Here is a 22,649-nt window from a genome sequence, read left to right on the forward strand (position 1 = left end):
GATCACAGACGCTGAGCGGGCAACGGCGTGTAGTGGAACTCGATGCCGCACAGCAGGACGGTCTGGCCCGGCGAGCAGACGATCTCGCGTTCCGGCCGGTCGGCGGTGCGGCAGCGCAGGCGGATCGTCGGCTGCTCCCGCAGCGGGCCCGGAACGCTCTTGATCCTGACCGTGCCGGTGCTCTCCAGCAGGGAGGAGAGGTCCGCCGTGACCTCACGGCGCCCCTGCAGAGGGATCTGCAGGGGCTGCCGGGCGTCGACCGCCTCGGCGGACACCAGTCCCTGGACCGGGCGGTTCCGGCGCAGCAGCCAGACGCCGGACGGGACGGAGGCCGCCAGGAGGAGGACCAGCAGGGCGGCCCACCGCAGCGCGTCGGCGGACGTCTGCGCCGTCCCCGCGACGGCCAGGGACGCGCCGGCCGGGCCGTCGGCGAGGTCGGCGCCCCGGTGGGCGTACCGCTCGGCGTCCGCCGCCAGGGGGGTGCTCACCTTTCCGGCGACGGACAGGTGCCAGGTCTCGGGCTCGGCGCCGCCGAACCAGTCCTCGTGATGGGCCGTGGCCGGGCTCAGCGAGAAGTCGAGGTCCCGGGACTCGCCGGGCCGGAGGTCGACCGAGCGGGGCAGGTCCTCGGCGAGGGCGACCCCCTGGGGCAGACCCTCGATCCGGAGACCGGTCAGACGTACGGGCAGGGCCTTCGTGGTCGCCGTGAGGCGCAGGCGCATGTCCGATCCCGCGGACACCGGCCGGCCCTTCCCGGTACCGGGCCACGAGACGGCGATCCCCTTGCCCTTGTCTCCCGCCACGGACAGCGCGGCCTGCCGCAGCCGCGTGTCGTCCTGAGCCTCCGTCATGGCCGCGCCGATCCTGCTGCCCGACTTGTCGAGCATCTGGTAGGCGGGGAAGACCTTGGCCAGCACGTCCTCGACGGCGGAGCCGGACGTCAGGCCGATGCCGTAACCGGTCAGGGTGCGGTCCGCCGGCAGACCGGAGGCCTGTTTGCGCAGGGCTGACCAGCCGCTCGCCTCGAAGTCGCGGTAGCGGGAATCGTCGGGCGCGTGCAGTTCGGCGTCGGACAGCAGCAGCACGCCGCAGACGTCGGTGCCGGTGCGCTGCAGACCGTCCAGCGCCTGCTCGAAGGCCCGGCCGAAGTTGGAGGCGGTGCCGCCCGGTCTCGTGGGCAGGGCCTCGTCGAGCTCTTCGAGCGCCTCGTCCCGGGACATCATCTCGCACGCGCGGGCGCCGTCGCTGAACGGGATCAGGCAGACGCGGTCCTCGGGGTGGAGCGACTTCAGGAACGTCGGCAGCACCGCGCGGACCTTGTCGTACGAGCCGTTGTCCGCCATGGACTGCGAGGTGTCGACGAGCACCGCGTAGCTCGCTCCCCGGTGGCCGACGACCGTGTCCAGGAAGGACTCCAGGTCGCCGGCGCCCGCCGCCCGGGCGGGCGCACAGGGGCCCAGTGCGGGCATCAGCGAGAGGACACCCGTGGTCAGAAGGGCCGTCAGGGCACGGCGGGGCGCCCCGAGCCGGTTGTTGCTCATCATTGGCTGTTTCCTTTGTTCCGCTTCTTGTGCCTGCGCGGCCTTCCCGAGGACAGGCCGAGAAAGGACAACAGCCGCACCCGGCGCAGTTCACGCACCCGTGAACGCTGCTGTCTCAGATCCCTCTTCGCCTGTTTCAGAACCGTTCCGGCCCGCCATCCGCCGCCGCCGTGACCGGAGGCCCGGCCGGCCACGATCAGTCGCCGGATGTCCTGCAGCGCTTCCGTGGTGGCGTGGACGCTGCGCTGCTGCTCGGTCAGGAGCACGAGCTCCAGGTGGTCGAAGAGCGCCTTGCGGTCCTCGTTCATGGCCTTCTCCCACCAGCGGCCCGCCAGTTCGAGGGCCTCGCGGCCGTCGTGGCTGTCCAGCCGAAGGGCGAAGGGGGCCCACATCGCCGCGATCTCACGGGCCGGGTAGGACTGTCGGACGGCCAGCGCGAAGTGTTCCATCGGGGTGTACTGGTCCTGCGGATGCTCTCCGCGCCGCAGGGTTTCGAGGGTGCCGGAGGCCGGCGCTCCCCCGTGGCCGAGGACGGGCCCGCGTCCGGAGTCCTCGCCGGACCAGACCATCGCCCCGCCGGCCATCTGTGCGCCCCCGGCACGCTGGTCGGGGCCGGGCCGCCGCACGGCCTGGTGCTGCGGGTGCGTCCGGCCTGCGGGCAGCTCCGCCCTGCGCCGCGCGTCCGCGGCCCGGGCGGACGCCTCGGCCTCCCGCCGCTCCCACTCCCGCTCCCGGGACACGACACGCTTGCGCAAGTCCGCCACGGCAGCGTGGTCCTGGGCGCCTTGGAGGGCGGCCAGCACGATGGGCTCCCCCTCCTTGCCGAAGGGGTCGGCCAGCACCGGCTCGGCGAGTTGGCCCAGCAGCACACCCAGAAAGGGATGCAGCCTCCTGTCCCGCAGCAGGAAGTCCAGGCTCCGCGCGTAGGCGAGGCACGCCTCCGCGCGCCACTGCGGGCCCATGGCCGGGAGTCCGACGAGGCAGCGCAGGACGTCGGCCCACGCCCGGCAGTCCTGCCAGACGTCCGCGACGGCGAGCACGGCCGCCAGAGCCTGCGCGCCGTTCTCCGCCGCCTCGTCCGGCGGGGTCGTGGCGCGGGCCGCTCCCCGGTTCCGGAAGGGGAGAGAGAACATCGCTCCGTCCCGCCCGTTCTCGCCGGTGGGCACGGTGCCGCGCGATCCGACGGCCAGCGTGCACAGCGGGCCCCACAGGCCTTTGACGACCTCGGCCGCCCAGTCCGGCCGCTGCGCGCCGACAGCGGCGGAGAGTACGGAGAACGCCTCTCCCGGCGTCGGGAACGGCTCGACGAGGGCCGCGTCCGCCTCGCCGCGCGGCAACAGGACCGACCACGCCCGCAGCCAGGCCGGTGCCTCGCGCCTGCCCGCCCCGAGCAGGTTGAGCCAGTGCCGCAGCCTGACCGGATCGGCCGACTCCTTGCCGAGCACCCCCAGGGTGAGCCGGCGTTCCTCCCAGAGCACGTACACGGGGGCGGTACGGTCCCCGATCACCCTGGACGGTCTCAGGACGCACAGGCAGTCGACCACGAACGGCAGCCGTTGGTCCGCGTCGGGCCCCTCACTGCCGGACAGCAGCCGGAGGACCTCGGCCTCCTTCCCGCACTCCTCCACCATCTGCCACAGGCGGCTCAGCCGCTCCCGGCAGGACGAGCTGTCCGTGCCGGAGGCGACACCGCTCAGGGACACGCTCAGCAGGTTCTGCGCCACGCACGCGGACACCAGCGGCCCCTTGCCCTCTTCCACCCACAGCCGCCGCAGCGCGTCGTCCATCTCCCGGTCGCTGTACTCGACCACGTAGTCGATCCCGCGCTGGACGAGCCGCTGCACGTCGGCGGAGTCCGGATCGGCGCCGTCCGTCAGGCTGTTGAGTCCCTCGGCGACCAAGTGAACCGACTCGTGGCCGGCCTCCACGGCGTTCACCGCCGCCTGAAAGGGGTCCAGCCGGTCGAGGCAGCGCAGGATGCCGCCGTGGTCGGCCACCGCGAGGGGGGCGTCGTGGGACAGCAGACTGCCGGTGACCGTCTCGAACCCCCGGTCCTCGATCAGGTGGGCCAGCCGGCTCCGGTAGTACTCGGGGCGGCCTTCGGGGAGTTGCGGGAGGGTGCCCAGCCGCACGGTGAGGGCGGTCGGGGTGTGCCCCGGCCCGAAGGCCAGGTGGGTGGGCGGGTTGTCGCCGCCGTCGACGCAACTGCCCACGGCCAGTCCACTGCGCACCCCGTACGGCAGGAAGCCGACGACCGCGTCGAACACGGCCAGCCGGGTCCGGGCGTCGAGCGGGCCGCCGCCGGTGATGACGACGGGCTCGCCGTGCAGGAGGAGCGCCGCCACGGCGGCGGCCCACTGGGCGGCCGCCGTGCGCCGCCGGTCCGTCTCCGCTCCGGCGGGGATGCCCGGCACGTGGCCGGCGACGGTGTCCAGCCCGGTGAGCAGTCCGTGGCCCGACCGCACGGCCACCTGCAGCGGGATGCCGTCGCCGTGTTCCGGCGGCAGCGGTACGTCGGACACGGCGTCCCACAGCGTCACGTACTCCACCCGGTGGCGAACGAGTTCGGGCGAGCTCAGCAGGAAGTAGCGCGTCGGTGTGACCTCCCGGTTCGCACCGTCCCGCAGCGGTGAGGGCTCCATCACCGAGATGCCGGTCCACTGGCCCTCGTCGAAGGGCAGGCCGACCATGGAGACCCACGGCAGCCGGTCGTGCGCCGCGCTCGCGGAGGGCGGGTTGCCGAGGCCCGCGGCGGTGATGTACTGGGCGAAGAAGTCGCGGCGTTCGGCCCCTCCGGCGCAGTGCAGCACGTCGTACTCGCCCAGGGAGCCGGGTTCCTTGCTGTACCAGGCCCACGGCGCCTTCACGGTGAACACGTCGTTCACGGGCGTCCCCCGCCTCGCAGGCCGAGCAGCAGCGCGACGAGCGGGTCCATGACGTTGTACGGGCTGAGCGGACCCACGATGCGGTAGTCGCCGTCGACGACGTTGACGTTGCCGAACCTCTTGAGGTCGATCGAGCCGCCCGGCATGGTGCCGAAGCCGATCGAGGACGTGGTGAAGTAACGGATGCGCGCCGGATGGAAGTTGGCGCGCAGGGTCTGTCCCACCAGCCGCATGGTGCTGCCGTGCAGGTCGTCGGCCAGCCAGTCGAAGAAGCCGGCCGGGTCGCACACCACGGGCACACCGCCCCGCCCGAGGTCGGTCCAGCCGCCGCGCCGGGCCCGGTCGAAGACCTCGGGGTCGTCGAACTTCGTCAGGCAGACGGCGATGTGGTGCGGCAGGTAGGGACCGTCCAGGCGGTTCTCCTCCATGCAGATGCGGGTGATCCGGGTCAGTGTGCCGTTGAGGTAGGCGAAGGAGTCGCTGTCCTGGGCCTCCCGCAGCGGGTCGAAGAGGTAGACGAGCCCCTGGGCCCGGGCCAGGTGCTCGATGCTGCGGGTGGCGATGGATCCGCCCTTGAGGTCTTCGTACGCGCCGCCGGGCACGTCCAGAACGCTCAGGTCGAACTCCATCCGGGGCGAGGGCCGCGCGCGCCAGAGTCTGCGTCTGCCGAAGGCGGTGCCGCTGACGTCCCCGCGGAACCGCCAGGCGTAGGAGCGGACCTGCTGGGTCGCCGGCGGGAAGACCCGGTCGATGGCCAGCTGCCGGGAGGTCTCCACCAGGAAGGCCTCCGACGCGTCGTCCGACGGCACGACCTGCCATCGGCCGTACGGGCCGGCCGGGTCGAGCGCCGCGAGCCGCAGCGCGCCCAGGAACGTGGTCTTGCCCGAGGCCGGGGAACCCCAGACCCCGATCCGGGTCGCGCTGTCCTGCTGGGCCGCGGTGGCGAGTTCGGGGGCGGACGGTGCCGGGTCCCCGCCGCCGTCCTCGGCCGGCGCTGGGGCGGACTCGACCGGCCATATCTGTTCCAGAGGGTCGTCTCCGCCGGGCTCCGGAAAGGGGTCCGGCGGCATGAGTGCCGGTGGGAACCGGGTCTCGTCCGGCTCGTGTTCAGTCATCGCGCTCACTGTCCTTCCGGCTGGGTGGTGCTCCCGCAGGGCCGAAGCCGTGCGGCACGGCGTGACGCCGGCCGCCCGGGTCGGTCAGCAGTCCGGGTGCCTCGGTGGGGTGGCCCAGGGCGCTGCTGACGCACAGGGCGACGTCTTCCGGTGTGTGGGTCCCGAGGGCGAAGAGGTGGTCGCGGCCGAGGTCGCGCCAGGCCTTCTGCAGTCGTTCGAGGGTCTTGGGGCGCCAGTGCCCGGGGATGCCGGCGTCCAGGTCGCGTACGCCGACGACGGTCAGGCCGGGGCAGGACACCGACCGCAGACGGCGCAGGGACTCCTCGTAGTCGCCTCCGTCGGGGCAGGGCAGGCTGAGGTCGGCCTGCTGGCGTGCCGGGTGGGGCGGCCGGCGAGCCAGCACGAGCAGGACGTGCCGGGCGCCGTCGCGCCAGTGCCGCCAATGGGCCGCGGCGTGCAGGGCGTCCTCGAGCGGGGCGGCGTAGTCGTGCCGTACGGGGCGCGCGGAGTAGCGGCGAACGGCCTCGGCGGCGGCGCCCGCGCTGCCCGGCCCCCAGGGTCTGAGTACCGTGGCGGCGGCCCCGGCGCGCACGGGCAGGAACGTGTGGTCCTCGTAACCGATGAGCCCGACGCTGAGGCCCTGCGTCGTCCCCGTGTGCGGGCGGCCGTTGTCGCGGACCGGCCGCCAGGCGCCGCCGACCTGCTGGAGCAGCGTGCCGAGGAAACGGGCGCGGCGTTCGAACTCCTCGCGGCCGCCGCCGAGTTCGAACAGGAGCAGCAGATCGGCGGCCCCGGATCGGGGCAGGGCGGGGGTGGTCGGGTACGGCAGTGTGTGCCCGCCCCGACCCTCCGCGAACAACTCCGGTCCGGTGAAGCGCAGTTGGCCGTGCCGGTCGAGTGCGACGGTGACGGTGGTGCGGTGTCCGGGCCGTACCCGGGTCCGACCGGTCCGCAGCACCGGCCAGTCCTCGGTCCGGGTGCCCCTGGCCGTGACCAGCGGCAGGGCATACACCCCGGAGGTCTGCCCGGGTTCCGCCAACAGCTCGACGGAGGTCAGCAGTTCGCCGTCGCGGGGCAGGGTGGTGCCGCCGGGGAAGAGGATGCGGGCCGAGGTCCTGTCCTGGTCCGGCGGGCCGGCCTGGGAGGGGCGGGTGAGCAGGGCGTAGCCGTGGCGCAGCGGTACCTGGTGGCAGGCCTCCGCCACGATGTCGTCCAGCGTGCGGGCGTCGGAGGCGTCGAGCAGCACCTGCGCCGCCGCGGCCGCCCGGGTCGCCAGCGCCCTGCCCGCGTGGCCCGGCCAGCGCCAGCCGGCCGCCTGGCTCACGAGGATCAGCGGCACCATGCGGCCCTGGGCGCGTGCGGCGCGCAGGGGCGCCAGCGCCGTGTGGAGGGCGCGGTCGATGACCGGTTCCCAGGCGTGGTCGGCGGCGCGCGGCACGCCGCGCACGCCGTAGGGGGGCGCCGTGCCGATGCCTCCCGCGAGGACGAAGGCACGTTCCGCCACCGAGGCGGGCAGCCAGGGCACGGCGTCCGGCCAGCTCGTTCCGCCGTCGGCGGGAGAGCGGGTCCAGCCGGTCCCGTGCTCGTCCCGCCCCAGTTCCCGTACGGCCAGGCCGGTCGCGGAGATGCCGAGGACGCAGACGGCGTCGCACTCGCCGGCCGCGAGCGCGGTGAGGACGGACACGGCGCCCGCGAGGCTGCCGCGGGACACGCCCGGGCTTTCCTCGAGGGCGCGGACCCGGGCGGCGGGCGCGGGTCCCCGGGAGGGGGCGCGCCGGACCAGGGACCGGAGCCGGACGTCGACGGTGCCGGCCGGAGGCCTGCCGCTCGACGGCCTGCCGTGTGCGCGGCCGCTCGCCGCCATGTGCCGCGAGGCGAGGACGGCGGCGGCGATGTCCCAGGACCAGCAGGCGGCGATCTCCTCGTTCCGCGCGTCGGGGCCGGCGGCCGCGCCCGGCTCCCAGCCGCAGGTGTCGCAGGGCCCGGGGGCTCCGCTCGACCAGCAGACGGGGCAGAGTCCGGGTGCGGTGACTGCCGGGTCCCCGTCGCCGGCGGCCGGTGGTGCGAAGAGCTCGGATCCGTCCCGGCGGACGCTCGTCACGGGCGACGCCCAGGGCCCTTGTCGCCGGATGTGGATGTCGGGCGCTCACTCGCCCTCGAAACGTTGTGCACGGTTTCCCCCTCGGACCGGCGCCCCCACGGCTGTGCCGGGGCGTTGACCTCCCGGTGACGTACTGCCGGCTGAGGGCGCGTCAGCGATCGTACTGGGGCACCTGCCCCGTTGTCCGACGAAAAGATGGAATCTTTCACTAATTTATCTGTTAAGCATGTACATCTCAGGAAATTCAGGGCACGGAGAGAGTGCGGTTCGCTGCCCGGAGGCCTGCCTCGTCCAGCGTCAGGCGGCGCACCGCACCGTCGAGTCCGACCGCGATCAGGCCGCCTTCGACCGGGCGCAGACCGGAGACCGCGGTCAGCTCCCAGCACCGTTCCTCGCGGCCGTCGGCCATGCTCAGCAGGCGGATCCCGCCCTGGTCCGCGACGCACACCGCCGAGCCGTCCGTGAGGACGTCCAGGGCTCGTGGACCCGGGGCACCGAGAACCGCCGCCGTCCACAACGGGCGTTCGTTCACGGCGTCCAGGGCTGTCACGGCACCCTCGGCGGTGGCGACCACCACGGTCTCTCCGCAGACGACGGGTGGCAGGTGCACGGTGCCGCCCACCCTCGTGCGCCACAGGGACCGGCCCGTGTCGCGGCACAGGCCCTCGACCCGCCCGTCCGCCGTGGCCACGACCACGGCGTCACCGAGCTCCGTCGGGCCGCCCGGGCAGACTGCGCGCAGGTCCACGTCCCACATCGGACTTCCGTCGTCCATCCGCCGGCTCAGCACCGTGCCCCGGTCGGTGCAGCAGACCACCGTCGTGCCGGTCACCAGGGGCCGTCCCGTCACCGCGCCGACGCCCTCGGCGGCCCAACGGGGGTTCCCGGTCACGGGGTCCAGCACCCGCACGCCCGTCCCCTCGGCGACGAACAGCCGGTCGGTGCCGCCGTCGAGGCCCCCTGACCAGCCCACCGCGTGCACCGCGGCCGCGAACCGGTGGCGCGCGTGCGTGGGGCCGCCGGCCGCCGGACGGACGTGGTGCACCGCTCCGTCGGCGGTGCCCAGGACCACCGCGTCCTGAGCCGGGACCATGCCGCCCCTCACCGGCGCCCCGAGATCCAGGCGCCACAGAGGCCGCCCACTGCGGTAGTCCACCCCATGAAGGACCCCTGCCGAGGTCACGGTGAGCACCGCGTCCTCGCGCAACCAGGGCGCGACACGGATCCAGTCGTGGCAGTGCCACACCCACTGCTCACCTGCGGCAACGGCCGGTGCCGTCCTCAGCAGGCCCTGCCGTGACCGGCTCGTGGGCTGCTCCCGCCCGCTCGCCTCCTCCTGCTCCAGGTGGTCGGCGCGCGGCCCGATGACGGAGCGCAGCTCGTCCCGGTGCCGTTCGAACACCCGTAGCGCGAGGGGCGGATAGGGGATGCGGGCCGTGTCCGCCGCTTCGGCCAGGGTGGTGCGCACCTCGTCCATCGTGGGGCGGTCGGTGTCCGTGAACCGCAGGCAGGCGGTGATGAGTTCGCGCAGGCCGCCCTCCCGCACGCCGCTGATGTCCGGTGGCTCGGTGAGAGCGCGCAGCCGGATGTCGAACTGGTTGCGGCCGCTGTAGGGCGGGTGTCCGGTGGCGGCGAACAACAGGGTCGCGGCGAAGGCGAACACGTCGGCGGGCCCCTGGGCGCGGCCGAGGCCGCTCGCCTGTTCGGGCGCGGCGTACTGGAAGCTGCCCATGGCGTCCGCGGTGACGGTCAGGCTGGGATCGGCGGCGAGCCGTACGAGGCTGAAGTCGATGATCCAGGGCCGGCTCCTGGTGACCAGGACGTTGCTGGGCTTGAGGTCCCGGTGGTAGAGCCCGGCACCGTGCAGGTCGGCCAGGGTGCCGCCCAGGACGTGACCGAGGGCGAGCACGGTGTCCTCGGGCAGCGGGCCTGCCTCGTCGACCAGCCGCTGCAGGGAGGGGCCCGGGATGTAGCGCGTGGCCAGCCAGGGGCGCCGGGCCGCCGGGTCGGCGTCCAGCAGTTCGGGGATGCCCTCGCCTCCGGCGCGGTCGACGGCCTCGATCTCGCTGCGGAACCGCGGCCGGAGCCGCTCCGACTCGGCGACGTCGGTGCGGATGAGCTTGATGGCCGCGAGCCGGCGCGCGGCCGACTCCTCCCGTCCGAGGAACACCTCGCCGAACCCGCCCGCGCCGATGCGCGACAGCAGCCCGAACCGTCCGAGCCATCTGGGGTCGTCGCCCCGCAGTGCTTCCATCGGTCAGTCCTCCAGGTACGCGTCGGCAGAGGGCCTCGTCCCGCGTCGTGTGCCGTCGCCGGGGAACGAGGCGGGGGCGGTCCGTTCGGCCAGCGCCCGCAGCAGGCCGGCGGTGCCGAGTTCGTCGCGCATCAGCCGCAGCCTGGCCAGATGGGCGCGTGCCGGGTCGGAGGCGGGTTCGGGCGGGACGCCCTCCTCGACCGGGAGCCGGCGCGGTGAGGACGCCCTCGTGTAGCAGATCCACGGAGTGGCCGCCGTGGCGTCCGGCGCCCATGTCGAGGCGGTCAGGGCCGCCCGGTAGCCGAAGGGCAGCAGGGAGGCGACGGCGTCGATGGTGCTGATCCGGCTCAGGGCGAACCGGTCGCCCGGGGCCGCCAGGGCCAGCGGCGCCTCCAGCGCGGCCGCCGCGGTGGCGGCCACCCAGTGGAAGCCGAGGTCCTCCACCACCTGGGCGGTCCGCTCCACGTGGTCGTTCCGCGCCGCCAACAGCACGGGGGCCGTGTCCTGCTTCGCGTCCATCGGCAGCGGCACGGGCCGTACCTCGTTCCACAGGGAGACCAGCCCCATCCCGTGCCGGGCCACGTCCTCGTAGGGCACCAGAAAGCAGCGGGTGGTGGCGGAGCGACGTCCGGAGGAGTCCCAGGTCGCCTCCGCGAGGCTGTTCCAGTCCGTCACGGAGACGGTCACCCACCGGCCGCGGCCGGCCGTCGCTCCGGCTCCGCACACCCCGAACGAGATCCACGGCAGCGTCTCCCCGGGACGACCCGCGACGGACCACGGAGGCGGGGTGCCGAACAGCGTGTCGCGGACCACGCGTTCGAACCAGGCCACGGCCGAGGGTCCGTCGCTGCAGACCAGGACGCGGTAGTCGCTGCTGTCGGCCTGGGGTTTCGACAGCACGGCCCACCGCGCGCGCAGGGTGAGAGAAGAGTCCATGTCAGATGTCTCCCGACGCCCGCCCCAGGGCGATCAGCGGCTCCAGCACGTTCAGCGGCCGGGCCGGACCGCGCAGCACCCTCAGGCCCCGTTCGTCGTACGTCTGGTTCGAGCAGTCGTCCAGGTTCAGGGCCCCGTCGGGGGTGCGGTGGAACCCGATCGCCGACACCGCGTACCACGACACCCGTTGCGGCAGGAAGTTCCTGGTCACCAGGTTCCGCGCCCTGGCCACGTCGACCGAACGGTCGCCCAGCCAGGCGATGTAGCCCTCGGCATCGGCGTCCGGCACGCACGGGTCGCCCTGCGAGGTCTGGCCCACCCAGTTGCCGCGCCGCGCGTCCTGGAAGACGAAGGGTTCGTCGAACTTCGTGACGCAGAAGGCGACATGGTGGGGCAGGCGCCCCCGCAGGAGTCGGCCGCTCTCGTGGAACTCCTGGGTCAGCCGCTCCAGATGGGGCACCAGGAACTCCGCCTGGGGGCCGGTGCCCACGGGGTCGATCAGGATCACCAGGTGCCCGGCTCGCCCCAGATGCGCGTCGAGGACCCGGTTCTGGCCGTAGTTCTCCCGCCGGTACTCGCGTCCGCCGACATCACAGAAGTCCAGCGCGAAGTCGACCCGTTCGGGGCGCCGCCGGCCCGTCACCTCGGCGCGGAACACGTACGAGAACGCCGTCGGGCCCATGGTCGCCTCGGGGAAGCGGCGCACGACGGCCAGGGCGTTGGTCTGCTGGACGAGGAAGTGTTCCGCCTGCTCGCTCTCGGCGATGACGTTCCAGCGGCCGAGCCGCGGCCGTGCCGCCGTGGCGGCGAGCGAGGCCGCCGCCAGGAACGTGGTCTTGCCGCTGTGCGCCGTGCCGAGGACGGCGATCGTACGCCTCGGCTGCCGAGCCGCCGGCTCCCGGAGCTGCGGCTCGTCGGTCGGCGCCGGGGCCGTCCCCGGGACGGCGGGAGCGGTTCCTGGAAGGGGCGGCGGGAACGCGGCTGGTGTGCCGGTGACGGGAGGCGCGGGGACCGGCTCCGGGGACGCGGGAGCCGTCGGGGCGTTCTGCGGGGAGGCGAGGGGGGCACCGGAGGCGCCGGGGCCGCTGGACGTGCCGGTCGTGTCGGGGAGTTCGGCGACGGCGGCCTCGATACGGCGCACCGCGTCGCCGTAGGCCGGCCCGAGTCCCCTCAGGAGGCGTGCCGCGATCTCCGCGAACGGACGCGTCTCCGGGTCGATCTGTCCGACCAGCCGGGCGTCGCGCGGCGATGCCAGCAACGCGGGGAAGGCGAGCGCGGTGCGGCCCATCTTCGTGGACACGTACGCGGAGACCGTCTGGAAGGTCTTCACCGCCTCGACGCGGTCCATGCCCTCCAGCAGGGTCTGCCGGGTGTCCCCGACGAACTCGTAGGCGGGCTCCGCCTCGTGGGCTCCGGTGGCGTCCCGTACGGGCCTGGGCCGCAGCAGTCCGCTGAAGAACACCTCGGCCAGCGGCGCCGGATCGTAGGGCTCCTTGCGCCACTGGCTGGTGACCAGGTGGGTGAGCCACATCGTGGACAGGTTCAGCGGCACCACGGCGAGGCTGCGCAGCAACCGCCGGGCCCGCGGGGTGGCGGTGGCGTCGAACTCGTCCAGCAACTCCTCCTCGTCGACCGGCTGTTCGGTGGCGGTGTCCGGTACGGGCGCGGGGGCGGGCCGCTCGTCGGCGGGCCCGGCCGCCACCACCCAGGCCGGAGCGGACACCACCCGGGAGCGCGCCCCCGTGAGCAGTGAGGCCCACCGGTTGAGGGAGTCCGGCGCCAGCGGCACGACGGGGACGGCGTGCGGCCGTCCGCCGTGCGGCGGGCGGCCACCGGGCCACAGGTCCCTCAACGACCAGCCGGCCGGAGTGAACCGCTGCGCCCCCGGGCCGGACCGCGCCCCGTCCGCCTGCGGGTGGAATGACACCGGCAGCGGGGCGACACCGGTGCGCCCCCACAGATGGCGCGGCAGCAGATGGACGATGACCACCGGCCCGTGCGCGGCCAGCAGATGGACCTGCGCGGCCAGCCGCCCGTCGTGCCATCCGGGACCGACACCGTCGGTGACGAAGGCGGTCAGGCGCCTGCCGCCGGGCTCCAGCAGGGTGCGCAGACCGGTACGGCCGCCACCGGCGGGCGTCGGCGTGGTCTGGGCGGTGTGCGGGTCCAGCCAGCGCACGGTGACCGACCGGAAGGCGCCGAACCGGGCGGCGGCCCTGCCCATCTCGCGCATCAGCGGCGTCCACAGCCTCATGGAGGAACCGGTGTCGCACACCAGCGCGAGGTCGTAGTGCGGCTCCTCGGCGGCCGTGACCATCGGCACGACCATGCCGGTCGCGGCGGCGAACTCCGCGGTCAACTCCTCGTCCACCACGGTCCGTACGGGCGAGGGGCTGGTGCGCCGCAGCGGGCGCAGGGCGTTGCCCAGCCCGGGCCGGCCGGGCAGCCACCGGGCCGGCAGCGGCGCCGGGACACGGCTGGAGACCCCGCCCATCTCGGCGATCGCGGGTTCGGCGGCCCGCAGCCACAGCCCCATGTCGTGGCGCGCGGCGCCGCCGGGCGCCCGGAACGGGCCACCCGGCGGGAGCGGACCGCCCTCAGAGGTCGCCGGGGCCTCACCGACCGCCGGCTCGCGCGCGCCCTCGCCATCGCCATTCACATCGCTCCCGCGGTCGCCACCCGGGTCGGCGGAGCCCAGCTCCGGGCTCGAACGCATCCCTGTCGGCGAGGAGTTCACCGCGGGCAGCCGCCCGGCCAGCCAGGCGATGTCGAGGATCTCTCCCAGGCCGACCTCGGCATCGCAGTCCAGCAGCGCCCTCGCGACCTCCGGGTCCACCGCGTCACGCTCCGGAGAGCGGGTGGAACACCGCGTTCGCGATGGTTTCCATGTCCTCCGGTCCCAACTGGGCCGTGAGCCTGAGGCGTACGGCGTTGATCAGCTGGTCGGGCGAGAGCTGACGACCGTCGTCGGTCAGCTGGTCGTAGCGCTTCAGGACGTCCCTGACCTCGGACAGGTCCCGCATCTCCGGCACGTGGGCCCGGAGGATCTCGTGGAGTCGGGTCCCCTCGGGACGCTTGAGGCTCAGGAAGAGACAGCGGCGGCGGAAGGCCGGTGGGAACTCCCGGTCGCCGTTGCTCGTGAGGACTACGACGGGGAACTGCGCGCACCGCACCCGCCCCTGGTGCACGGGCACCCGGTCGTTTCCGTCCCAGCTGAGCACGCGGACCGGCGAGTCGGCGATCCGGCGCAGCTCGGGGATCTCGTAGCCCCCCGTCTCGAAGACGTGCAGCAGGTCGTTGGGCAGGTCGACGTCGCTCTTGTCGATCTCGTCGATCAGCAGGACCCGGGGTCGGCGCCTGGGCAGCAGCGCGTCGCCCAGCGCGCCGAGCCTGATGTACCGTCCGATGTCCTCGTGGTCGCCCTTGCCCTTGGCCACCCTGCGGTTCTGGGCCGAGCCCTTGCGCAGGTTCATGTCGTGCAGGCGGCCCAGCACGTCGTAGCCGTAGAGGCCTTCACGCAGGGTCGAGCGGCTGGTGATGCCCCACCTCAGCACCGGCCCGAGGCCGAGTTCGCGGGCGATGGAAGAGGCCAGGGTGGTCTTTCCGGTGCCGGGCGGGCCGGTGACCACCAGGGGCCTGCGCAGCTGGATGGCGGCGTTCACCAGGTCGTGCACCTCGCGGTCGCCGCGGTACGCGACCGCGACCCGGTCGTCCCAGGAATCCTCGCTCTCGGTGCGGGGCGGTGGCACCGGAAGGCCGATGTGGTCCGGCTCCCGCTCGCGCAGCCGGGGCTCCTCGTCGGGGGCCACGAGCGTGGACAGGCGGAAGGAGCGCCAGGGCGGGGGCTCCGGAATGTCCGGGGTCGTGTCGGCCGTGGTCCGGGGCGCTCCCCAATGTCCGCGGTAGACCCACCAGTCGGGAGCCTCCGAAGAGGCGCTCGGGCCTTCCGTCATGTGCTCTTCCCTTCTGTTCGCCGGGCCCGGAGCCCGGGTCACGGCATGGCCACCGCGGTCCGGACCAAAGGAGAACGACGCGGGTCGTCGAAAAGCACGACCATGTCCCGGAACACCTCGGCCTCGTCGCCCCCTTTGCAGCGCAGGTCGAAGACGATCTCGGGCACGTCCTCCAGGGGACGGCCCTCGAGCTGGCGGATCAGGCTCTCCCGTATCAGCGCGCCGTCGCAGAGCGCACCGCCGTCACCGCCGCGCACACAGCTGCCCGCCGTGGACCGGGCAGGCCAGACGGCCAGTACCGCGCCGTGGTTGAGGGCCGTGCCGACCATGTCGAAGGACGCGCCGTCGTCCAGGGGGCCGGAGAGCACGATGCCGGCGCACACGTCGGTCGCCGCGTTCGCGGTGAAGGCGTGTTCCACCGCGCGGGCCTGCCCCGCGTGCCGCTCTCCTCCGGGTGCGCACACAACGGCGCAGTCCCCCCACTGCAGTCGCGCCGCGGGGACGGAGTCCAGCAGCGCGCCGCGGCGTTCCCAGCTCAGTGTCTGCGGGCCCCTGCGGTGCCGCCAGCGGTCGCGCAGCACCACCGGGGCGTTGTCCCCCAGCAGCGGCGCCTTCCCGCTCGGCACGGTGAAGCGCGGCATCGTGTCGAAGCGGTGGCCGAACAGGTCCCGGTCGACGATGAACTCCACCCAGGCTCCGTGCAGTGCGGAGCGGACCTTGGAGTGGGCTCCGTCGTATATCTGCTCGACGAGCGTGGCGAACTCGCCCTTGTGCCAGCTCCTTTCCGGGACCTCGATCCGCCGGCGTTTGTGCCCGGTGTAGAACCACGCCTGGGCGCGGTAGGTCGGCTCCGGGAGGTTCGCGGCGGGTTCGGCCGCGTCGCCTCCCTGGGTGATGTCGTCCAGCCGTTCCAGATCGATGACCAGGTGGGCCCGGGACCGGGGTGGTGCGTGGTGTGCCGCTTCCCGCGGCAGCGGGGCCAGACCCTTGGCGGGGGCCCAGGAGCCGTACCAGTCGTGGATCTCGTCCCGCAGGCGTTCGACCCGGGTCAGGACCGCGCAGAGATCGGTGATGCAGTGGCTGCCGTCCGCGCGGTGCGGCAGTCGTGTCACCCGTACGGCCATGTCCGGCAGGGTCAGGTCGTCGTCGGGCACGCGGGGCCCGAAGGCGTGCAGCCAGTCCCACACCTCGCCCTCCTCCTGCGAGGTCAGACCGGCCCCGCTCAGGAGCGCGCGCAGCCGTTCGGCCTGGCGCGGGGTGACCGCCGCGCCGGGCAGGAAGTCCTTGTCCACGAGGACCCGGCCGCGGTGGGAGATCCAGTAGTGGGTGGGTATCTGGCCGTAGTCGGGATCCGCCTGCTCGTAGGCCGTCTGGAAGCGCTCTTCCAGGGCGACGGCGGCCTCCTCGATCGTGTCGAGTTCCAGCCGGTCGCGGCGCGGCAGCGGCTTCAGAGCCTCGATCAGCCGACGGGTGAAGACTCCGCCCTGCTCGTCGAAGAGCGCCTGCTCGCCGTGGCGGGCGCCGTACAGCACGAGCCCGTCCCAGTCCGGGTGCTGTACGACACCGGCGGCGGTGACGAGCGTCTGGGCGCCGGTGTCACCCGCGGGTGCCGAGTCGCCTTCCCGGCAGGCGTCGATCACGAACAGCAGGCGTCTGGGTCTGCCCGGGCCGGCCACGCGGGCCTGCATGTCCTCCAGTTCCATGAAAGCGCCCTGGGACAGGTACAGGCGGTGCCGGCCGGTTTCCCTGCCGATCGTGCCATGGCCGAGCCAGTAGAGGACGAAGGCGTCGTCCTCCCCCAGTTCGTCCAGGGGGCCCTGGCGGACGAAGAAGTCCAGCAGCGAGGCGAGTTCGGCCCGCGCCCGGTTCACCGTGCCGGCCCTGAACTCCTCGTGGATCCGGTCGGCGTTGGTCAGGACGGTGACGGAGCAGGGCTCCCCGACATGGTTCACCAGCCAGGAGGCGAAGCGGGCGCCGGCGGCCGCCGAGCCGGGCAGTTCCCGCAGCGGCGAGCCCTCGTACGTCTCCGGGCACACCACCAGAGCGCGTACCGCCATGTGCTCAAGCCTCCTCGACGGCCGCGCGGACGGCCTCGAACACCTGCGGGGTGGTCCAGTAGGAGCCGTGGGCCCGAGGGAAGGGCTCCCGGGTGTCGACCTCGACGTCCGTGACCCGCCCCGCGAAGTGGTCCTCGGCGGGGAAGGCCAGGAGGTCCTCCTGGTCGACCACGTTCACCCAGCGGGCCCGGAAGTGCTCCGGCAGGGGCGCGCCGAGGCGGTGGGTGGCCAGCGCGTCCAGGCCGTAGAGGTACGGCACCTGGCTGCCGACGGTGACCAGGAGCCGTACGTCGGGCAGGTCGTGAGCCACCAGGGTCTCGAAGCACGCCACTCCCCCGAGGCTGTGCCCGAGCAGGACCACGGGTCCGGGGAGCTCCCTGACCCGCTCGGCCAGGAAGGTCCGCAGGGGCTTGCCGCGGGACTGGTAGAGCAGGATGTCACCGAGGGCGGGCGTGGCCCGGGTGAGGATTCGCTCGCGGTGGCGCCGGACGACCGGTCGGGCCATGTGCTGGGCCGTCGACCAGGCGACGGCCCGGGTCCTGTCGCCCAGGCCCAGGGGTGCCGATCCCAGGCACTTCTCGATGGCACGCCACAGCGCGTCGCGTTCCGCCGCGGACACGAGCACCGTGCCGCCGTCGTTCTCCCGAAGCCTGATGTGCACGGCGGTCAGGCAACGGGCGACGAGGTCGTGCGATGCCCGGGCCGCGAGAAAAGGGAGCGCGGCCGTGAATTCCTCGTTCCGCAGCACCTCCGTCACGGCTTCGCGCACGTGGTCGCCGAGTTCCCCGGAGGGAGCCAGTTGCTGGATCACCGGTTCGTCGGGGAGTTTCCGCATGCGCGATCTCAGGAGATCCAGGGCTCTCGGCGAGACGGAGGACGCGGCACCGGGCGCCGCCAGAACGGCCGGACGAATTTCGAACAGCGGATCGTCGTACAACCGGGCCCATACGGCCCGTTCCGCGTTCGACCAGGTCGCCCCCGACTCGTCCGGGGACCACAACTCCCCTGCCGCGTCTTCCTCTTCGGACTTCCGCGTTGATGCGACGCCGAGCACGTCCCCCCAGGAACACGTCTCCACCACCGCGTCCGTCAGCGCATCGCGAAAACCGTCCCCGATACGGTCGAACGCTTCCCGCTCCCGCTTCGACCGAACGCCTGTTCCGTGGACAAACAGAATCGTCGCCATTGTCCTTGCCCCCCGTGCCCTGCCCCCGAGCCACGGCGAAGAGCACCGTGGCGGACGCCAACCGTAGCGCGACACACGTTCCTTTTGACCTGCGCTCGGCGAATTCACCCGCGACACAGCAGGAATGGGCAATTCGGAAAACAATCGACCTGTCAGCGATCAGAAACAGGTGGACATCGGACGCGCCGGTCGGCTCGTTACTGAGCCCGGGACAAGGAGTATTCGGGCGGCGGGCATATCGCGAATACACCTGCGCGCCAAGCTTCCCTCATGCGCGTCAGCCGAGAAAGCTGAGCCGCAGGGGTCGGCTGGGCACAGGAGAGGAGGAGCCGGCCTCCGGCGATCGTCGTGGGGCAACCACATCGACGTGCGGATCACGCGCGCAGGCCGTGGAGGCCCGCGAAGGGTGCGCGTCCGGCAACTCGAAGCCAGGTAGCGTCTGTTCACGTCAAACGGAAGCTCATAGGCAGCCGACTCGTGACCTTCGTGGCGGAGAGTGGGGCAGAGCGCCGACCGAGGGGAGACAACCAGATGACGAAGCCGTCGACAGGCGACTTCGACGCGATCTCCAGTGGAGTTGGTGACAGAATCGGCCGGTACCGGCTGCTCAGAACCCTCGGCACGGGCGGCATGGGTCGGGTCTGTCTGGCGCGTTCGGAGGGCGGGCGCACGGTCGCGGTCAAGTTCATCAAGCCGGAGCGGGCCGCCGAACCCGAGTTCCGCGAGCGCTTCCGGCTGGAGGTGGAGGCGGCGCGCAGGGTGAGCGACCGCTGGACGGCGCCGGTCCTCGACGCTGACACCGAAGCCGAAACGCCGTGGGTGGCCACCGGCTACATAGCAGGGCCCTCGCTCGAACACATCGTCTCGCCCCACGGGTACGGCCCGCTGCCCGCCCTGTCGGTACGTACCCTCGCCCATGGACTCGCCTGCGCTCTGCTGGACATTCACGGCGCGGGACTGGTCCACCGGGACCTCAAGCCCTCCAATGTCCTGATCACCATCGACGGCCCTCGGGTCATCGACTTCGGTATCGCGCGGGTGCTGGACGCGGCGCCCGGGTCGACCCTGACCAGCTCGGGCATGCTGGTCGGCTCGCCCGGCTTCATGTCACCCGAGCAGCTCAGGGACAGGCCGGTGGGCCCGGCCGCCGATGTCTTCTGCATGGGTGCGGTGCTGGCGTACGCGGCGACCGGGCAGACGCCGTTCGGCGGCGGCGGGTCCGGCAGTGTTCACGCCGTGATGTTCCGCATCGCGCAGGAGCAGCCGGACCTGACGGGCATCGAGGAGCCGATGCGGGGACTGATCGCCGACTGCCTCGCCAAGGATCCGGCGGCCAGGCCGACTCCGGAGGAGGTGGTCGCACGGGTGCGACCGGTGGCGACCGGCAGTTCGTCGCCGCCGTGGCTGCCTGCCCAGATCATCGCCGAACTGGGCCGGAGCGCCGTCCAGTTGCTCGACACGGATACGCCGCCTCATACGAGTGCAACGGCAGCGTCGACACCTGCCGCCCCCGCATCGTCACCCGCACCGGCCACGCCCGCGCCTTCCCCCGCCGCTTTCCCCGTGACCTGGGAGGAACCTCCTGCGTCGCAACGTTCGGAGTGGGGGACCCTGGTCGTGCCGAAGCCGGACCTCAGGCCCGCGGAGCCGACTCCGTCGCCGCGCCCTCGCCCAACGGGCAAGAGCCGGCGGGCCGCGATCGCACTGGTGGCCGCCGCTCTGGTGGCAGGAGCCGCGTTCGCCGCGTCGGCCGCCGGTCTGCCGCTGCCCTACGGGGGCTCGGAATCCGACTCCGATCACAACGACGGCCTGACATCCGATGTGCCCAAGGAATTCGTGGGCGTCTGGGCGGGTGAGGTCGAGCGGGACGGGAAGCCCACCGGTCAGTACCGCCGGTTCACCGTCTCGCCTGGGCAGTTGGGCGAGGTCGTCGCCACCAGCATCAGCCTCGGCAAGACCTATGAGTGCAAGAGCGACGGCAAACTCGCTGCCAAGCCGTCCGATGGCGGTACGTCACTGCGGCTCGACACCAAGGTCGTCAGCAGCGTCCCGGCGGGCACCTGCTCGGCCCTCGGCGAGCATGCCCTCTCCCGGACCGATGGTGGCTCCCTCCGCTGGGAAGCGGCGGGGCGTGCCGCCGAACTGCACAGGATCGAAGGACCGGAGAAGCTCCCCGAAGAGCTGCTCGGCACCTGGCAGCGGCCCCTGGCCAACGGTGGTACTCAGCGGATGACCATAGAGCAGAAGGCAGTGGGAAGCCCTGCCGCCGCGTTGGTCTCGGACGGCGCCGGCGAGCACTGCGAGGCCGGCATGAACCTGGTCTCCGCAGGGGACGCGGACACTCCCGTACGGTTCGCACCGCCCGCGGTCGACCGGGCCAAGTCCTCCGGCCTCTGCCGCCACGGAGGCTCCTCCACGGTACGCCCCGAGGGCGACGCACTCGTGCGTGAGCTGGCAGGCGGCCAGCGGCTCACGTATACGCGGGGCTGAGGAGCCGCCGGCCGATGGAATCGAGCGTGAGTGAGGAGCGAGGTGCTCCTGCCGATGGACCGGGTCGCCGCCCGCCGGCCCGGTCATCCGTGAGGGTGACCGGGCCAGTCGCCTGTCACGGTGCCGATGGGCGAACCGATCTGCACCACCGGGGCGACCAGACGCTCGATGCGGCCGACAGCATCGAGGCGTCGGCCGGACGCCGTCACCGGGACCGCTCGGGCTCCTGCTCGCGAGGGTCGCCATGGCCTGCCGGCGGGCCGAGTTCGCGATCGCTCGTCGCTGATCGAGGGCGTCCGACATCCGCCACCAGGTGGAGCAGATGGAGCCCGGCCAGTGACCAGTACCCGGATCGGCGCGGTCACGACGGGCTCTCTCCGGACGTGGACAGGCCTTGCGCTGATATACGTGCCCGCACGGCGAACCCTCCGCCAGCCCGCCGGCAGGCGTTGAATTCGCCGCCCAGGACCTAGTGGGCTCCGGGGAGGACAGAATTCCAGGAACAGAGGTGACTTCTATGGGGACAGCGCGCCGGTTTCCGCTCGGCTCCGCGACCACGCTCGCGGAACTGGAGGAGAACCCTCACCCCCGACTGGCCCTGCTGCGCGCCCGCGAACCGGTTTCGTGGCTCCCCGTGCTGGGCGGCTGGCTGGTGACCCGGCGTGATCTCGCACTGCGCGTGATGCGCGACGCGGCGACCTTCACCGTGGACGACCCCCGCTTCTCCACCGCCCAGGTGGTCGGTCCGAGCATGCTCTCCGTGGAGGGCACCGAGCACAGGCGGCACCGCGCCCCCTTCACCGACCCGTTCCGCACGCAAGACGTACACGACCGGTTCACCGGGTTCGTGGAACAGGAAGCCGCCCGGCTCGTGGAAGGCATCCGGCCGCGTGGCAGCGCCGAACTGCGCCGGGAGGTGGCCGGGCCTCTGGCCGTGGCCGTCGTTGCCGAGTCGCTGGGCTTGGTGGGCGCGGACGCCGGCGCGGTTCTGTCCTGGTACGACTCCATCGTGAGCGCGGTCTCCGACATCACCGCCGGGCTGCCGGCGAACCCCGCCGGAGCGGCGGCGTTCGAGGAGCTGCGAGAAAGCGTCGAGGCGACGGTCGCGGCAGGAGGCGACGCGTCGCTGCTGGTCGCGGTGGCCGAGAGCAAGCGCCTGAAGCTGCCGGAGGTGGTCGCCAACGCCGCCGTGCTGATGTTCGGCGGTATCGAGACCACCGAGGGCATGATCGCCAACGTCGTACACCACTTGCTTGCACACCCTGGTCAACTCGCCCTCGTGCGTGCCGATCCGGATCTGGTCGACGCGGCGATCGAGGAATCGCTCCGCCTGGAACCCGCCGCGGCGGTCGTGGACCGCTACGCAACCGCCGACGTGACGATCGGCGAGGCCGACGTGCGGCGCGGTGATCTGGTGGTCGTCTCGCTCGCCGGGGCGAACCGCGACCCCGAGATCTTCCAGGACCCCGACGGTTTCGACCTGCGACGGGACAACTCCCGCCTCCAGCTGGCCTTCGCGCACGGCCCGCACTTCTGTCTGGGCGCCCACCTGGCCCGCCTGGAAACCCGCGCCTGCCTCCTCGCACTCCTCGACCGTCTCCCCGGCCTGCGGCTCGACCCGGCCTCGCCCACCGCGCCCAGAGGCCTGGTCTTCCGGAAGCCCCCGGCTCTGCGCGTCCGCTGGGACGTGCCGGCGCGGCGCTGACGCGTGCCCGGCCGGCGAGCGCGCGCCGTGGTCACCGCGTTGCAGCGCTCCTCGCCCCCTCCCTCGATGCCATGACCCCACCCCGCCGTGTGGGGCAACACCGAATGGTGATTGGCTGTCCCCGGTTCTGTTCAGCCGGTCCACCCACGGGAAGGCCCCAGCCGTGAGCAACGCCTACGCAGTCGAGTACAAGGTCGTCACCTTCCGCGAGTCACTGATCGGAGACGCCCTGGACAGCGACAAGCTGGAGAAGGTTCTGAACAAACACGCCGAGGACGGCTGGACCCTCAAGGCGATCACGTCCGCCGACGTCAAGGGCCGTATAGGGCCCGGTGCGGTCGAGGGCCTGCTGCTCACTCTGGAGCGTCCGCGCCGCTGACCGGGACGGGGCGCCGTTCACCCAGGACTCCGTGAAGCGCATCTCCG

Annotated in this window: 13 protein-coding genes; 3 read left to right on the forward strand and 10 right to left on the reverse strand. The window is 72.9% G+C overall.

The window, feature by feature from the left end; all coding sequences use genetic code 11:
* Positions 1–2: 2 nt before the first annotated feature.
* The 10 genes from AB0959_RS04110 to AB0959_RS04155 form a co-directional block, all read right to left on the reverse strand.
* A complete protein-coding gene (locus tag AB0959_RS04110) occupies positions 3–1,544 on the reverse strand; it encodes a vWA domain-containing protein (protein WP_366824695.1) in 1,542 nt (513 codons plus the stop codon).
* Entirely contained in the window at positions 1,541–4,426 is a 2,886-nt protein-coding gene (locus tag AB0959_RS04115; RefSeq protein ID WP_366824696.1) for a hypothetical protein, read from the reverse strand. The genes AB0959_RS04110 and AB0959_RS04115 overlap by 4 nt, the downstream gene beginning before the upstream one ends.
* Positions 4,423–5,541, reverse strand: a complete 1,119-nt coding sequence (locus AB0959_RS04120; protein ID WP_366824697.1) for a hypothetical protein — start codon at positions 5,539–5,541, stop codon at positions 4,423–4,425. The genes AB0959_RS04115 and AB0959_RS04120 overlap by 4 nt, the downstream gene beginning before the upstream one ends.
* Positions 5,534–7,642 carry a hypothetical protein gene (locus AB0959_RS04125; RefSeq protein ID WP_366824698.1) on the reverse strand — a complete coding sequence of 703 codons (2,109 nt, stop codon included), beginning with the start codon at positions 7,640–7,642 and terminating at the stop codon, positions 5,534–5,536. The genes AB0959_RS04120 and AB0959_RS04125 overlap by 8 nt, the downstream gene beginning before the upstream one ends.
* A gap of 244 nt (positions 7,643–7,886) precedes the next feature.
* The gene (locus AB0959_RS04130) at positions 7,887–9,896 is read right to left on the reverse strand and encodes a serine/threonine-protein kinase (RefSeq protein ID WP_366824699.1); all 2,010 of its coding nucleotides are present in this window, start codon (positions 9,894–9,896) and stop codon (positions 7,887–7,889) included.
* 3 nt (positions 9,897–9,899) lie between these two features.
* Positions 9,900–10,832, reverse strand: a complete 933-nt coding sequence (locus tag AB0959_RS04135; RefSeq protein ID WP_366824700.1) for a hypothetical protein — start codon at positions 10,830–10,832, stop codon at positions 9,900–9,902.
* 1 nt (position 10,833) lies between these two features.
* On the reverse strand, positions 10,834–13,668 hold the full coding sequence (locus tag AB0959_RS04140; protein ID WP_366824701.1) for an SAV_2336 N-terminal domain-related protein: 2,835 nt from the start codon (positions 13,666–13,668) through the stop codon (positions 10,834–10,836).
* A gap of 4 nt (positions 13,669–13,672) precedes the next feature.
* Entirely contained in the window at positions 13,673–14,785 is a 1,113-nt protein-coding gene (locus tag AB0959_RS04145; protein ID WP_366824702.1) for a MoxR family ATPase, read from the reverse strand.
* Between the two features lie 38 nt (positions 14,786–14,823).
* Positions 14,824–16,842: a caspase family protein gene (locus AB0959_RS04150; protein WP_366824703.1), complete on the reverse strand. Its 2,019-nt coding sequence runs from the start codon at positions 16,840–16,842 to the stop codon at positions 14,824–14,826.
* Positions 16,843–16,846: 4 nt separating this feature from the next.
* Positions 16,847–18,028 carry a hypothetical protein gene (locus AB0959_RS04155; RefSeq protein ID WP_366824704.1) on the reverse strand — a complete coding sequence of 394 codons (1,182 nt, stop codon included), beginning with the start codon at positions 18,026–18,028 and terminating at the stop codon, positions 16,847–16,849.
* A gap of 531 nt (positions 18,029–18,559) precedes the next feature.
* On the opposite strand from AB0959_RS04155, the gene AB0959_RS04160 reads away from it, so the two are divergent.
* The 3 genes from AB0959_RS04160 (at position 18,560) to AB0959_RS04170 (ending at position 22,602) form a co-directional block, all read left to right on the forward strand.
* On the forward strand, positions 18,560–20,518 hold the full coding sequence (locus AB0959_RS04160) for a serine/threonine-protein kinase (RefSeq protein ID WP_366824705.1): 1,959 nt from the start codon (positions 18,560–18,562) through the stop codon (positions 20,516–20,518).
* Between the two features lie 517 nt (positions 20,519–21,035).
* Entirely contained in the window at positions 21,036–22,223 is a 1,188-nt protein-coding gene (locus tag AB0959_RS04165) for a cytochrome P450 (RefSeq protein ID WP_366824706.1), read from the forward strand.
* 163 nt (positions 22,224–22,386) lie between these two features.
* Positions 22,387–22,602, forward strand: a complete 216-nt coding sequence (locus tag AB0959_RS04170; RefSeq protein ID WP_366824707.1) for a DUF4177 domain-containing protein — start codon at positions 22,387–22,389, stop codon at positions 22,600–22,602.
* Positions 22,603–22,649: the final 47 nt, after the last annotated feature.

This window comes from Streptomyces sp. NPDC046862 (assembly GCF_040704615.1).
In the GTDB taxonomy this organism is placed as follows: domain Bacteria; phylum Actinomycetota; class Actinomycetes; order Streptomycetales; family Streptomycetaceae; genus Streptomyces.